The organism is Temperatibacter marinus, from assembly GCF_031598375.1.
Classification (GTDB): domain Bacteria; phylum Pseudomonadota; class Alphaproteobacteria; order Sphingomonadales; family Kordiimonadaceae; genus Temperatibacter; species Temperatibacter marinus.
In genome coordinates this window covers 1,526,590-1,541,259 of record NZ_CP123872.1, presented here as the reverse complement: position 1 = coordinate 1,541,259, position 14,670 = coordinate 1,526,590, and the positions used below count along the sequence as shown (strand labels likewise).

The 14,670-nt window shown below is 45.2% G+C and carries 11 protein-coding genes; 7 read left to right on the top strand and 4 right to left on the bottom strand.

Annotated features, from left to right (window positions below):
* Nucleotides 1–276: 276 nt before the first annotated feature.
* Complete coding sequence (locus QGN29_RS06905; RefSeq protein WP_310799966.1) at nucleotides 277–1,110, top strand: hypothetical protein; 834 nt, start codon at nucleotides 277–279, stop codon at nucleotides 1,108–1,110.
* Nucleotides 1,111–1,565: 455 nt separating this feature from the next.
* Nucleotides 1,566–2,306 (top strand): substrate-binding periplasmic protein, encoded by a 741-nt coding sequence (locus QGN29_RS06900; RefSeq protein ID WP_310799965.1) that lies wholly within the window; start codon nucleotides 1,566–1,568, stop codon nucleotides 2,304–2,306.
* A 62-nt stretch (nucleotides 2,307–2,368) separates the two neighbouring features.
* Here QGN29_RS06900 and QGN29_RS06895 read toward each other — a convergent pair whose 3' ends face one another.
* Entirely contained in the window at nucleotides 2,369–3,970 is a 1,602-nt protein-coding gene (locus QGN29_RS06895; protein ID WP_310799964.1) for an AbgT family transporter, read from the bottom strand.
* 164 nt (nucleotides 3,971–4,134) lie between these two features.
* On the opposite strand from QGN29_RS06895, the gene QGN29_RS06890 reads away from it, so the two are divergent.
* Entirely contained in the window at nucleotides 4,135–5,709 is a 1,575-nt protein-coding gene (locus tag QGN29_RS06890) for a phytoene desaturase family protein (protein ID WP_310799963.1), read from the top strand.
* A gap of 20 nt (nucleotides 5,710–5,729) precedes the next feature.
* Nucleotides 5,730–6,179, top strand: coding sequence for a GNAT family N-acetyltransferase (locus QGN29_RS06885; RefSeq protein WP_310799962.1), 450 nt, complete (start codon nucleotides 5,730–5,732; stop codon nucleotides 6,177–6,179).
* A gap of 104 nt (nucleotides 6,180–6,283) precedes the next feature.
* Here the strand turns inward: QGN29_RS06885 and QGN29_RS06880 are convergent, their stop codons facing one another.
* The gene (locus QGN29_RS06880; RefSeq protein WP_310799961.1) at nucleotides 6,284–7,846 is read right to left on the bottom strand and encodes a sodium/sugar symporter; all 1,563 of its coding nucleotides are present in this window, start codon (nucleotides 7,844–7,846) and stop codon (nucleotides 6,284–6,286) included.
* Between the two features lie 142 nt (nucleotides 7,847–7,988).
* On the opposite strand from QGN29_RS06880, the gene QGN29_RS06875 reads away from it, so the two are divergent.
* From QGN29_RS06875 to QGN29_RS06865, 3 genes are read left to right on the top strand one after another with little or no spacing between them, the layout of a single operon-like run.
* Nucleotides 7,989–9,071, top strand: a complete 1,083-nt coding sequence (locus tag QGN29_RS06875; protein WP_310799960.1) for a UDP-glucose--hexose-1-phosphate uridylyltransferase — start codon at nucleotides 7,989–7,991, stop codon at nucleotides 9,069–9,071.
* The gene (galK, locus tag QGN29_RS06870; RefSeq protein ID WP_310799959.1) at nucleotides 9,064–10,224 is read left to right on the top strand and encodes a galactokinase; all 1,161 of its coding nucleotides are present in this window, start codon (nucleotides 9,064–9,066) and stop codon (nucleotides 10,222–10,224) included. The genes QGN29_RS06875 and galK overlap by 8 nt, the downstream gene beginning before the upstream one ends.
* Complete coding sequence (locus QGN29_RS06865; RefSeq protein ID WP_310799958.1) at nucleotides 10,221–12,068, top strand: CocE/NonD family hydrolase; 1,848 nt, start codon at nucleotides 10,221–10,223, stop codon at nucleotides 12,066–12,068. Before galK ends, QGN29_RS06865 begins: the two co-directional genes overlap by 4 nt.
* A 49-nt stretch (nucleotides 12,069–12,117) precedes the next feature.
* On the opposite strand, the gene QGN29_RS06860 is transcribed toward QGN29_RS06865, so the two are convergent.
* Nucleotides 12,118–13,140: a hypothetical protein gene (locus QGN29_RS06860; RefSeq protein ID WP_310799957.1), complete on the bottom strand. Its 1,023-nt coding sequence runs from the start codon at nucleotides 13,138–13,140 to the stop codon at nucleotides 12,118–12,120.
* A gap of 103 nt (nucleotides 13,141–13,243) precedes the next feature.
* Entirely contained in the window at nucleotides 13,244–14,524 is a 1,281-nt protein-coding gene (locus QGN29_RS06855) for an NDP-hexose 2,3-dehydratase family protein (RefSeq protein ID WP_310799956.1), read from the bottom strand.
* Nucleotides 14,525–14,670 lie beyond the last annotated feature (146 nt).

Genomic DNA, 14,670 nt, shown 5'->3' with positions numbered 1-14,670 from the left:
GTCGCTAGCTGCTTATGTGCCAAAGGGTTGTGTCATCCATAGCTGTGACATGACTTACGTGATCGTTTGCAGGCGGAGCAATGCCCATCTGATATCATAGATCAACTCTGAGAATGTCAGGTAAGGCAAAAGTAAGGAGGGATATGGCAATGGATATCCTCGTGATGTACAGCATGAGTGGTTAGGGCGAACTCAGCCGGTGTCGTCATCTCAATTTTACATTCTTCTACAATTCCCATATAGATATTATTCAAATATTTTCTGGGGAGGAAAGCTATGATCTTACGTCGCTTTGTGAAACACGTTACTGAGCAAAACTGGTTTGCCGTTGGGCTGGACATGCTTGTGGTTGTTACGGGTATTTTCCTTGGTATGCAAGTCACTGACTGGAACGATGAAAGAAACGAGCAATTGCAAATAGAACAGTATCTTTCAGCCCTTGAAAATGACTTACAACAAGACGCTGAAATGTTAATTCCCGTAGCTGAGCAAATCGATCTTAGGGGGACTAAAGGCCGAATGCTGGCAAAACATATTAAGGACATTCCACTTCACCAGCTTAGTAACCTCGATCTCTTTTTATTTACGACGTCACCGGGATATAGACCATACAGCTGGAACAGAGCTACACTAGATCAGCTTAAAAATTCTGGTGCTATTCGCAAAATTACCAGCCCTGAACTGATCAAAAAAATATCAGACTATGATGCGCTGTCGCGGCATCTTGATCTTGATTATACTAATGACGAACAATATATGCACGAAGCTTTTAGCCTAGCGATCAAGATTATAGATATGAATTATCCTAACAGCCGGGAACTGGTGAGAGAAGCCAACCGCAATATTGTAAACGCAAATACGCGTATACAAGATGGACCACTATACAAAAAAGCGCTCAGTAATAATACTGTACTTCTAACGCAGGATTTACCGTCTATTAGGGCTATGGCAAATGTCTATAAAGAGATTAGTCAAACATTGAGTTCACGGACCTCACATGAAATACCTAGACTAAAAAAATATGGCCAAGAAATTATCGAATTGATACATCAACACTATCCCATCACTGGTAGCACAAACAGTGTCATGCATAAAAAGGAAACGCCATGATTTTGATCAGTCTAAAACATTGCTTGAATCACAGATATCTATGAGCTTTGATCCTCTGGTCTTGCTATTATTTTCTCCTATGTTTTAATCGTCTTCATTGAGCAAATACGCGCTATCTGAATGATTGTGGGCTGTAGCCCTTAGTCGCAACAATTACCCATGGCTGATATACTTTTATTATTTATCACCAATTCTAGGATTTAAGACATTACTGTGTAGCTTAGTGACGTATCAGGTCTCATTTTATCCGCTTTGGGCGCCATCTAATAAAATAGCCCTCCTTGTGGGATTTTTTTAGGTGCTTTGATGAGTTATAAGAAACTCTGTGAATTTCCGTGAGAAAAGCTACAAAGATCGCAATAAGAGCCCCGCGAGAGAGTGTCTATTGCAGAGCGTACATTTTGAAGATACTCTCACAATATATTATTTTTTGTAGGCATGTAAGAGGAAGGTTGATGAAAACGATACAATATACACTCGTGGCTTTGGCATCTTTGATCAGCACCTGCGTCACCGCTGAAGATATTGTGCCTCGTGTCCATCTGGTGACAGAGGTCAATCATCCGTATTTTTATTATCAAGAGGATAGTAAGGAACCAACGGGCATCGGCTATGTGATCGTCACGGAGCTGATGAGGCGGTCGGGGATCGACTATGAGCTAACGGTTTTGCCATGGTTGAGAGCACTGCGTAAAACGGAAATGGACCCTAGGGCCTGTCTGTTTAACATGAACCGAACCCCCGCTCGGGAAGCTCGCTATCGCTGGATCGGGCCGTTGGCGGAGGGAGGACTAGCTATCTTCGCCAGACCGGGAAGCCCCGAGAAGCTTGGCTCGCTAGAGGAATTGAAAGGCCGTATTGTAATCGGGAAAACTGATAGCCTCTCGCTCAAAGGACTAGCCGAGGAATATGGTGCAACAGTAATTGTCGCCCGTAAAGACCGCCAAGCGGCTATGGCGTTCTACAAGGGGCGCGCCGATTTCTGGGCTGGTGGCCTTATCGATGTACCGCTCGCAGCACGGCATCTCGGATTCCCAGTACCGGAAATCGCGCTGAAACGATCCAGCGCGTCCCTCAATATCGGATGTAACCTGAAACTGGACGACAGGTTATATGACAGGATGAGCAAAGCCTTCAAGACAATGGGCGACTTCCGCGAGACTGTGGTCAGCGATTGGATAGTCATTTCCCAATAGGACCGCTTAAAGCATTATGAGACAAATGGGTAGTCATCATCTACCCCATTCCCTCTAGTTTCTTATGGCTGATAATAAGTCTCTGCCCCTGGACCGACAGGCATACCAAGCAAGAACACCCAGACATAAAAGAGAATTGTCCAACCAACCATGAAGACCAAACTATAAGGAAGCATCGTAGCTATAAGAGTTCCCATACCGAGGTTTTTTTGATAGCGCGCAGCCATCGCCAAAATCAAGCCAAAATAACTCATCATGGGGGCAATCACATTGGTCACAGAATCACCAATTCTATAAGCCGCCTGAATGACTTCAGGGGCATAGCCGATTAACATCAACATGGGGACAAAGATGGGGGCTGTGACTGCCCACTGAGCAGACGCACTACCCAATGATAAATTCACCATTCCGCACATAATGATAAACAGGATAAAGACCTCAGGGCCATCTAGCCCCGTTGCTTGCAACATGGCCGCCCCTTTCACAGCTAGAACAGTGCCTAAATTTGTCCATTTGAAAAAGGCCACAAATTGTGCTGCAAAAAATACAAGCGTAATATAGAGGCCTAGGGTGCTCATACTCTTTGCCATTGCATCAATGGCATCTCTGTCATTTTTCATGGTCCCCGCAACCCGTCCATAGACAAAACCAGGGATGGCAAAGGTGATGAAAATAAAGGCTACAATTCCCTTTAAAAAAGGCGAGCCGGCGACTTCACCTGTCTCGGGATGGCGCAGGATCCCCTCTTCAGGGACAATCGTTAACGCCAGAACGCCGCATAACAAAACAAAGGAAAGGCCCGCCATCTTAAGGCCGCGTTTTTCTTGAGCTGTCGGCGGTTCCATCAACTGTGGCTCAAGTTCTACAGAGGCTTGGGTGGGGTCAAACTTCCCTAACCGAGGCTCTACAATTTTTTCTGTCACGAGCGTTCCCATCAACGCCACTACAAACGTCGATATAAACATAAAATACCAATTCACTTCTGGACCAACAACGTAGTCAGGATCAATCATATGCGCGGCAGCTTCCGTAATGCCCGATAGCAGAGGATCCACTGTCCCCATCAGTAAATTCGCACTATATCCCGCAGATACGCCCGCAAATGCCGCTGCAAGCCCTGCAAGAGGATGACGCCCAAGTGAATGGAAGATTACAGCGGCTAGTGGTATCAGAACCACATAGCCAAGTTCAGAAGCTGTATTTGAAATGATCCCTGCGAAAACAATGGCGAAGGTTACCCCGCGCTGAGATGCATTTAAAACCAAAGCTCTCAACGCTGTAGAAATCAAACCGCTATGTTCAGCTACTGCAACGCCGAGCATAGCAACAAGTACTGTGCCTAAGGGGGCAAATCCAGTAAAATTCGTCACCAGACCCATAACAATACGCTGCAATCCTTCTGCTGACATCAGCGACACCACAGCAATCATGCCATCGGCCTCACGCCCTTTTGCCCCTTCAGGCCTTGGGTCCGCAACAGCCACATCAAAATAGCCAAGAACACCACTTAAGAGAACAATAAAAATAGCCAACATGGCAAAGAGTGAAACTGGATGAGGCAGTAAATTCCCGAGCCATTCTACAGTCGATAAAAATCTTGAAAACAAACCAGACTGAGCAGGTTCTGCTCTCTTAGAGGTGGGTGCCTTATTTTGCTGTGTCATAGTAAGTGTCAGACCCTTTTTTATTGAACCAATGGGAAACGATAAAAGCTTAATGGGTATTCCAAACATTTTCCAGTTTTGTTTTAATCTCTTCCAAAGCGGGATTAGCAGTTGCACTTTCCTAAGCCTTAAGGCTAGTGTTTTCTTGGGATAAGGAGAAGAGCGTGACAAATATACAAGAACCCTATGATGCCATTTTTATTGGGTCTGGCATTGGCTCACTAACCACAGCAGCCATTCTCGCCAAACTTTACAAAAAACGCTGTTTAATCCTAGAGCGCCATTATGAAATAGGCGGATTCACTCATACATTTCGCCGACCCGGTGGCAATGAATGGGACGTCGGCGTACATTATATTGGGGATATGAACGACGGGGCAACCATGCGTCAAATCAGCGATTTCATTACTGATGGTCATCTTAAATGGCAGAGAATGGAAGATCCTTTTGATGTTTTCGATTACCCAGATTTTTCCTTTGGCCAAGTGGGAGATAAAAAACAATTCGTTTCAGATTTGATCAAACAGTTCCCCCATGAAGAGACAGGCATTCACGCTTATTTTGCGGCTTTAAAGGCTGCGCGAAAATGGAACTATGGCCGTATGCTCAAAGAAGTATTGCCAAGTCCGATGAAATTCCTAGCTCGATTGATGATGCGCAGCCACAATAAAGTGGCTCTGGCAACTGTAGATGACATTATAGACCCCCTTATTTCAGACCCGAAATTGAAAGCTGTTCTTCTTTCTCAGTGGGGAGATTACGGCCTCGCCCCTTCAGAAGCAGCCTTTGGCACCCATGCTCTTGTTGCTAACCATTATCTTCATGGTGGCTATTATCCCGAAGGCGGCGCTGCCAGCATGGCGGATACCATCATGCCCCTGATCGAAGCGGCAGGGGGCACTTGTCTCATTAACCATGAAGTCAAAGAAATTATCGTAGAGAGCGGCAAAGCTGTAGGTGTTGAAGTTCTCGCAAAAAAGGGAAAAAAAGGGGGAACGCTTAAGCGATTTAATGCCCCTCAAATTGTCAGCTGTGCGGGGGCTCACCTCACGTATGATAAATTACTCCCTAAGGAATACGGAGCTGAGCATGCCAAAGCATTGGAGCCGTTGATTGCTGACATGTCCACTGCGACCATGTATATTGCCTTTAACGATAACCCTGCAAAACTAGGCTTCCGCGGAGAGAACCACTGGATCTTCTCAAGCTATGACCATAACAACTATGCAAAGGGAACTGGCCTCACTGAGGGCATGGCAAAAGGTGGGTATTTATCTGTACCCTCCCTAAAGGACCCGCGCAGTCAAACCCACCGCGCTGAACTGATAGGTTTTATGGATTGGGCCGCTGTGGAAAAATGGCAGGGCAGTGAATGGATGAACCGCGGGACAGACTATGAAAAACTGAAGGAGCAGATTGCGGAAAGCCTCTTAAATCTTGCTGAAGAACGCTTTCCAGGGTTCAAAGATATGGTGAGCTATTATGATCTCTCAACGCCTTTATCAACACAACATTTCGTCGGCTCACCTAAAGGATCCATTTACGGAGTAAAAGCAACCCCAGAACGGTATCAACAAAAATGTTTAGGCGTAAAGACGCCAGTGAAAAATTTATACCTTACAGGGGCTGATGCTTTCGCCTTTGGTGTGGGCGGGGCCATGATTAGTGGTGTCGCAACAGCAGGTGTCATGGCGGGATCTTTTGGGTTTTTCAAGGTCTGGAAAAAGATTACAGGATAGCAAGAAGGGCACAAGTTCAAATGAAGGATTGTATAGAATTTGTGGATTTCACGCCTCTTCATTCCAGGGCTTGTTTGGCCTTGTTCGATGCCAGTTGCCCTGAGCATTTTTTACCTCATGAACGCCCAGAATATGAGGACTATCTCAAGAACAACCCTGAAGGCTATCAGGTCTGCACTTTGAGAGATGACATTATTGGGGCCTTTGGCCTTGCTGCAGAAAAAGAAAAGAGTTTAGCAAGCATTACGTGGATCATGCTTTCCCCCAAACACCAAGGGGTCGGCATCGGAAAAGAAATGATGGGCCAAATTTTTGAGAAGGCTCATGCCCAAAAATTCAAAACAATTCAAATTGCCACTAGCCATAAAACTTGCTCCTTTTTCGCAAAATTCCAGGCTCAAGCTATTCGAAACATTCCCAATGGATGGGGCGATGGCATGCACCGTGTCGATATGATCATTAAACTCTGATCATTCTTTATTTCTCCTTGTGCTTGACCAAAGGAAACCCACCGAAAAGCAAAGTCTCAAGGGTGTTGTCCGATTAAACAAAAAGGAACACAGCTTCTCCTAGCTTACCACCAAATAACATATAATGCGCTCACGATGAGAATGACTGCCAAACTGCCTGCATTGAAATGCCAGCGCGAATGATAGACTGCACCTTCAGTTTCAATGACATTTGAGCCTGCCTCGGCTGGTTGAACCAGCGATATAAGGACTGCGAAAGCTCCGCATAAAAGGAAGACCAGTCCTACACGATCGATGAAGGGTATTTCTGGCCAGTATTGACGCAACACTATGGACAAAACAAAAGAGCCAATAGCCGCAACCAGGGCAGAGTTTGCTGTGGCTTTCTTCCAGAAAAGGCCCAATAAGAAAATCACAACAATTCCAGGGGTAAAAAAGCCTGTAAACTCTTGAATAAATTGAAAGGCCTGTGAAAAATTACCGAGCAGCGGTTGGGCAATCATCATGGCAATAGCCATCGAAGCAAAAGCCATTAAGCGACCCACCGTCACCAATTTCGCTTCGCTAGCCTCTTTATTCCTAACTTTATAAAGGTCCATCGTAAAAATAGTGGAAATCGAATTCATCATCGACCCTAAAGAAGATAAGATGGCAGCAATTAAAGCTGCAAATACCAGGCCTTTAATGCCGACAGGCAGCAACTTCATCATTTCAGGATAGGCTTGATCTGGCTTAGCAAGATCAGTAACCAAGAGAGCCGCAGCAATTCCAGGCAACACCACTATGATTGGCATTAAAATTTTCAAAAAAGCGGCAAACACTATGCCTTTACGCGCTTCGTGAATATCTCGAGCCGCCAACGCCCTTTGAATTACATATTGATTAAATCCCCAATAGGATAAATTCATCATCCACATCCCTCCCAAAATAACCGAAAGCCCAGGAAGGTCTTTGTAGTAAGGATTGTCAGGGGATAAAATCATATCAAACTTTTCGGGCAACGTGGTGGACAAAATATTCAATCCGCCCATGACACCCGCCTCGCCACCGATTTTCCCTAGCGTTATGGCAGCAACAAAAAGGCCGCCTGCAACCAGCAAAACTACTTGAATAATATCGGTAAGAGCCACAGCCTTTAGCCCCCCATATAGGGAGTAAGCCATTGCCGCAGCGCCGAGCAGGACAAGGGCATATGTTATGTCTATGCCTGTAATTGAATTCATAGCGAGCGCGCCAAGCCATAGAATTGAGGTCAGATTCACAAATATATAAAGTGCCATCCAAAAGATCGCCATCACGAACCTTACACGACCATCGTAACGTTTTTCTAGAAACTGTGGCATGGAATAAATTTGGTTTTTAAGAAAAATTGGCAGAAAATATTTGCCCACAATCAATAGGGTTATCGCGGCCATCCATTCATATGATGCTATCGCCAGTCCCATTGCATAGCCGGAACCAGACATCCCAATGATTTGTTCTGCTGAGATATTAGCTGCAATCAGGGAGGCGCCGATAGCCCACCACGGCAAGCTTTTTCCTGCTAAGAAATAGTCTTTGGTATCTTTACTATGCCCTGCCTTTTCTCGGCTGACATATTGTGCAATCGTAATGATCATTAATACATAAATAACGACAATGGCTATATCTAACGTTGCTAAGGACATCTCGCTCCCTTTCCCCCAATCAGAACAGTGCCTATAAGGCATGATTTTTTCTAACTCTGCACTGACTATTTCATGGCCTGATAATTTTGACAAGTACTCTTAAGGGTGATTAGAATTCATCCTAGACACAAAAGGAAGCTTCATGTCACCGGCAGAAACATTCAGCGCACCGCATAGAAGATTTAATCCCCTTTCGGGCGCTTGGACTTTGGTATCGCCGAATAGGGCAAAAAGACCGTGGTCCGGACAGGTTGAAGACATCCCTAAAGAGGTTCAGCATTCCTATGATGCGAATTGCTATCTCTGCGCGGGGAATACAAGGGTCTCTGGCACTGTGAACCCAGATTATAAAGGCCCCTATGTCTTTGAAAATGATCACGCCGCTTTGACCGCCCCTAACGGCATAAGCCAGTCCAGTGGTCCTGCTGACCCTAAAGACCTTTTTAGGGGAGAAGTCGCTAATGGCCACTGTCAGGTTATCTGTTACAGCGAAGATCATAGCCTCACAATGGCTGAGATGGAAGAAGAACAAATTCAACAAATCATTACTACTTGGATAAAGCTCCACCGTGGTTATGAAGACAGTTTTCAAGTGGTTCAACTTTTTGAGAACAAAGGGGCTATCAACGGGTGCTCAAATCCGCATCCTCACGGTCAAGTATGGGCCAGTGACCATATCCCAACAGACATTCAAGTTGAACATATGAACCAACGAGCCTATTTTTCTAAGAATGAAACGCCTTTATTATTAGATTATGTCCATCAAGAGCTCTCAAAACAAGATCGCCTGGTCTGTGTCAACAAAGACTGGATCGCTCTGGTGCCCTATTGGGCAAGTTGGCCGTTTGAGATATTGATTGCACCGCGGACTCATCAAGCAAAAATGCAGCATTTATCGCCCAAGATGCAACGGACCCTTGCCGCACTTTTGAAACGCATTACAGTGAAATATGATAACCTCTTCAAAACGTCCTTTCCATACAGCATGGGCTGGCACCAAGCTCCGAATAAAAGCACCAGCAACTCTGCGCCTTCTGATGAGGATGCTTGGTTGCTTCATGGTCATTTTTATCCGCCGCTACTGCGATCTTCAACCATAAAAAAATTCATGGTTGGCTATGAATTATTGGCTGAAGTTCAGCGTGACATGACACCCGAGCAAGCTGCCGAAATGTTGCGCAGCTGTTCCGATATCCACTACACACAGTGTTCTTCCCATGACTAGAGCAGACCTCATAATGATGACAGAGCAGCACCATTATTCCGCTTATAAGGACGCCGCCGCTGTAACCAGTCTTGCCCCCGGCCGGGTGAATTTGATCGGCGAGCATACAGACTATAACAATGGCCATGTTCTACCGGTCGCAATTGATTTCTATACTTGTGTGACAGGTCATGCGTCAGAAGATTTAACCGTTAAGGTCACTGCCCTTGATTTTCAAGGTGCCAAGGATGAATTCAGCCTTGATCGTCTGGAAATCTCCATAGTTGAACAAGGCGATTGGTCCACTTATGTCCGCGGAATCTTTGCAGTATTAAAAACTGAAGGCTATCCTGTTCAAGGGTGTAGACTGACTGTTAGTGGTAACATTCCAAAGGGATCAGGCCTGAGTTCTTCTGCCTCGATGACAGTGGCAGTCTTAAATTTAGTGAACAGTTTATTCGACTTAAATCTATCACCGAAGCGCATTGCCATTCTCTGCCAACGTGTGGAAAACGACTATGTAGGCTGTGCATGTGGTATCATGGATCAATTGAGCAGTGCTTGTGGCATTGCAGGGAAGGCTTTGTTAATCGACTGCGAAAATTTGTCTCTGACACCCGCAAGCCTTCCACACGATTGTACTTTGGTTATCGTGAATTCAAACTTACCAAGGAAGCTTGTGGAAAGCGCCTATAATGAGCGTAGAACCACATGCCAAGAGGCTGCATCTCTGCTTCAGGCTAAAAGCTTACGAGAGATTAGCTATGCTCACTTCTTAGAAGAGCAAAATATTTTACCTCTCCTGCACCAGAAACGTGCACGTCACGTCATTACTGAGAATGACCGCACACTATCAATGAAGCATGCCATGGAGCAAAGTGATTACGCGAAAATCGCTCACCTTATGCGCCAGAGCCATGTTTCAATGCGCGATGATTTTGACATTACGACACCTGAAATCGATGACCTTGTAAATATCATTGACACCTATCTAGATGATCGCGGCGGTGTTCGTATGACAGGAGGGGGGTTTGGGGGCTGTGTTATTGCGTTAGTCCCCACCTCTTTAACAAAAGGCCTGAGGAGTCAGGTCGAGAAAAACTACAACAAAAGGACCGGGTTAACAGAGAGCATCTACATCTGTAAAGCTGGGTCAGGCATGGAAATCCTATGAAAAACTTCTTCTTGATAGTCGCACTCGCTTCGGCACTCTTCTGTTCTAGTCATGCAACAGGCCAGGATATATTGAAAAGTCAGATGGTCCCAATGCGTGACGGTGTTCATCTTTCAACGGACATCTATTTTGAGGGCAGCCCCGATATACCCCGTCCGACCATATTAGTTCGGACCGTCTATAATAAAAACCATACATTCGGGTGGAATCAAGTCTGGAAAGAACTTGTGAGCCAGGGCTACGCCATCGCCATTCAAGACATTCGCGGTCGATTTGAATCTGAAGGAGCCTATACAGTTGCTAGAGGACGAAGAGAAGATGGCATGGACACCCTGGACTGGATCACTAATCAGGCATGGTCAAATGGGAAGGTCGGCCTGAGCGGCTGTTCTTATCTAGGGGAGGCTCAGGTGGTCTTAGCAGCCACACACCATAAAGCTCTTATCACTGCTAATCCTCAGTCACCAGCATCAGGCTATTACAGACCAGGACGGGCCTGGCAATCCTTTAGCGGGGGAGCCTTCGAGTTAGGACAAACAGCTGGCTGGTTTGCTGGCAGCGGGACAAAAACATTCAATGGACCCGATCTAAAAGGCGAAGCGCGATCTCAATGGTTTAATGACCCTAAAAATGCAGGGACCAAACTGGCTCCTGAAACCAATTTTGCCGCCTATCTTGCTGGCATTAAATCTCTGCCAGTTATATCCCTACTCTCTCGGCATGACGTCCCCAAAAGTGATTATGAAGATTGGCGGTCCAGTGCGCCAGATGGAGACTATTTTCGAACAATGGACCTCGTTCAAGCACAAGACAGTGTTTCTATTCCGAATTTATTCTTTGATACTTGGTATGATTACGGGGCTCGTGAGACCCTCATGATGGCCAACCAGTTTAAGAAGAATGGCAAAACAGAAAAAGCCAAAAATAATCAATATGTCATCATTGGACCGGGCACCCATTGTAACTATCCTGAAAAAGACAAAGATGTGAGTGCTGGGAATCGACCTATGAAAAATGCAGCACAAGCCTATAATCAAATCCAAATCGACTGGTATAATCACTGGTTAAAGGGTGAAGAGAATACGGCAGTCAACCGTCCTTTTTTGACCTATTATGTCTTGGGCGCAGATGAGTGGAAAACATCAGACACATGGCCCCTAAAGAATACCAACTATACAAAGTGGTATCTTACAAAATCACCAGGGCCTTATTCTCAAGCGAATTCATTACGAGGAGACGGGAAACTCAGCCTCTCTCCTTCGTCTAAAAAAGCTCGGGATGACTTCGTTTATGATCCTGAAAACCCTGTGCCATCCCTAGGCGGTCACACCTGCTGTACAGGCACTGATACAGAAGCAGGGGGCTATGACCAGCGCAAAATTGAAGAAAGGCAAGATGTGCTTGTCTATACCTCAGACAGTCTCCCGCGCGATATAGAAGTTACGGGACTTATTAAAGCAAAGTTATTTGTGGCCTCAAGCGCACGGGACACTGACTTTACAGTTAAGTTGGTAGATGTCTATCCAGATGGTACCGCATACAATGTCCAGGAAGGCGTTCTGCGTATGCGATATAGAAATTCTCTTCGAGAGGCTCAACTGATGGAAGCAGGTAAAATCTACAGCGTAGAAGTAGACCTGAATGCAACAAGTAATCTATTTAAGAAGGGGCATAAAATCCGGATCGAGATAAGCAGTTCAAACTTCCCGCGGATAGAACGCAATTTAAATACAGGCGCTTCTAATGCTCGCAGCACATCATGGATTAAGGCTGTCAACACCCTTTGGCACGGCGGAAACAACGCTTCATATATTGAACTGCCCGTTATTGTTGAGAAGGATTGATAAGGGTGATGCCCAAGAAATTTTGAGAATGTCGCCTCAAGGCTTACAATTATTTCACTAGTGGTGCAGGCATCTCCAAAGACACGTTTGCGGACTGGGCTATCGTCTGTGCCCAGTGCACAACTTTTTCCACTTCTTCCGCATGAAGATCAGCGCCTCTCTTGCGTTCAGTCTCCCTTTTCTCGGCCGAATAGTCGCTTGCTGTTTTTGAATGTTTAGTAAAAACAGGCCCTGTTACCAAGGCCTCTAGTTGATCATCCGTCATGGCCACATTGAAATGTTTATTCAAGACTTTCATGACCTGTTTCGGATCCGAAAGTAATTTTTTACTGTTCAATGTTTTCACTCTGGCAGACCCTATACTTTGAATAAGTCTCTGAAATAGAAGATGCTGAGTTAGCCAGCCAACAGCAGCGACTTGGATATCAGTTAGCATTAGAAACTCATCACCTTTTATCCCCAGCTGCACAAGACCATCTTTTAATTGCTTAAGCATAAGGTCTCTGACCCAGTGGCGTCCCCACAAACCTTTTCGAGCAATGGAGACGAGAAATTCTTCTAAAGGGGCATAAAGAAAGAGCGCATGAGCGTTAGGGCGCATATTCAACATATGCCCCGCAAAAAAATTCACGACGTTTGAAGGCTTCACAATCACCGCTTCTCCAGTTTCAAAGGGGCGCGATAAAAGCGTTAAAACGCCGTCTAAAAGCGCAAGCACTTGTTGCGGCTGAGCTCCGCGAGACTGAATCCCTTTTATGTCATTCAACAACATCGGTTCTTTCAGCCCCATCGACTGACCTGGAACATCATAGGCACGGGCAAGAAGCGTGGAACAACAATACGCAGAATGAAAAATGAAATGCAACGGGGCTTCCCCTTCTGACTTCACACCGTTAACAGCCTCTCCCATTTTGATAGGAGACGGCTTGGCAGCATGAGGTAGATATTCATCCGTTAAAAAGGTCGCGGACCGGTGATCATCCCGGGATGCCTGAACATAATGCACACGATCTAATTTCTCATCATATCTGTGAGGCCACCACTCAATATCATTAATTTTGGGATCAACCACTCGCTCTATCCTTTTGGTCACTTGATTGCACCACCCTAGCAATTCAATCTAGGGTATTCAATTCTCTTTCCTTATGTTGAAAATTTCCGCCATGTTTATTGACTTAGTCAAGAAGCGTGGCGATGCATCTAAGCTGAATGCTATTCATATTGTTCGTCAGTAATAATTTTTTCAACTCTGCACGGGAAATCCAGAATTCATTGCTGGCTTTCTGGTAGGTCTCGTCGACTTCTATCAATTGATAAAGGCTGCGCATCTGATAAAACCGGCCGCCTTCGTCTGATTGATAAAAAGCACGCAGTACCCGTTTTCCCTCTCCTCCATAGGGTTTCATTTTATCTAAAAATTCTTCATCTGGGTCAAAGAAATCCACCATTTCTTCCGCATAATAAAGGCGCGATGGGTGAAGAACTGCTTCTTCACTAACACCAAATTCTTTCCCACTTACAATTAAATATTCTGGTTGGTGGGCGCCGGTCCTCATATAAAGTTGCACAAGCCCCACCCCTGCGACGCCCATAAGAGGTTGTATCCAACTATCCTTTTCTCGTGACTGACATTGAGAACGATAAAAGTGGATATAAGGAGCTCTCTTGTCATTTGAAACCACTCCCTCTTCAGACCGGCTCCAGCCTTCAAGCCCATCAAGAGACACTAACCTATGAGAGGATAGTGTAGTTTTTTGCTGCATTAGATGATGCGTGATCAAATCAGACAGGGCCCCCTCAGATCCATAATTATCTATGACCTCTGTTTTTCCACTCTGGTATTTTTGCCAATCATAGAGCGCCAGCAAAGACCGTAAGTCCGTATTAAGAAAATAATCCGCCTCCATACTTTCGCTGAGCGCTGAGAGAGAAACCCATGCCATCGGCGATTTGACAGGAAACATATCCTCAACTTCTAAAAGCATATGATGTTTGGATTTTTGAAAATATCTTTTTCCCAAGTCCAATTGCAGAGAAGTCGAATGTACAGTGCAGGAAGGTGTGAACCCAAAGAAATAATCAAGATATGAAGTCGGTCTACCGCCGTGCAACTGCATATAATTGGCCATAGTCGATTGAATAGTAGGACCATATTGACCGATATGAATATTACCTGGCTCAACGCGGGCTTGGAGAAGGATCAAAATTTCATCCTCGACGCGACAAAAAACTAGCCCCGTTAAAGCACTTTGCGGCTGAAACAGCACTAAATATTCTTTCTCCTCACTGGTCTTCATCCCGCAAACATTAAAAAAGCCACCCGTGTTATGCTTGAGCACCCTATCCCGATATGCCCAATCATCCACAACATTCAAGCGAGATCTAGCCAATGAATAACCTGATTTCTCAGTCGTCATTGCTAAATAATGTGAAAGCTCTTGTGTCGTTTTAATCAAGGAATGTCCTTAAAATAATTTTGTTTACATCTATTGTTCGAATAATCTATGTCTGGAAGGAATACAACCGCCTTCTCTGATCACAGTGTAAACATATAGATCCTTGACGACCCATTTTTGGTCTCTCCAAGGGCTAGTATGAGAAA

Excerpts from the sequence above, each read along its gene's own strand:
- galK (WP_310799959.1), top strand. The coding sequence starts at position 9,064 with ATGACTAGAGCAGACCTCATAATGATGACAGAGCAGCACCATTATTCC.
- QGN29_RS06895 (WP_310799964.1), bottom strand. The coding sequence starts at position 3,970 with ATGACACAGCAAAATAAGGCACCCACCTCTAAGAGAGCAGAACCTGCT.
- QGN29_RS06905 (WP_310799966.1), top strand. The coding sequence starts at position 277 with ATGATCTTACGTCGCTTTGTGAAACACGTTACTGAGCAAAACTGGTTT.
- QGN29_RS06900 (WP_310799965.1), top strand. The coding sequence starts at position 1,566 with ATGAAAACGATACAATATACACTCGTGGCTTTGGCATCTTTGATCAGC.
- QGN29_RS06865 (WP_310799958.1), top strand. The coding sequence starts at position 10,221 with ATGAAAAACTTCTTCTTGATAGTCGCACTCGCTTCGGCACTCTTCTGT.
- QGN29_RS06875 (WP_310799960.1), top strand. The coding sequence starts at position 7,989 with ATGTCACCGGCAGAAACATTCAGCGCACCGCATAGAAGATTTAATCCC.
- QGN29_RS06880 (WP_310799961.1), bottom strand. The coding sequence starts at position 7,846 with ATGTCCTTAGCAACGTTAGATATAGCCATTGTCGTTATTTATGTATTA.
- QGN29_RS06885 (WP_310799962.1), top strand. The coding sequence starts at position 5,730 with ATGAAGGATTGTATAGAATTTGTGGATTTCACGCCTCTTCATTCCAGG.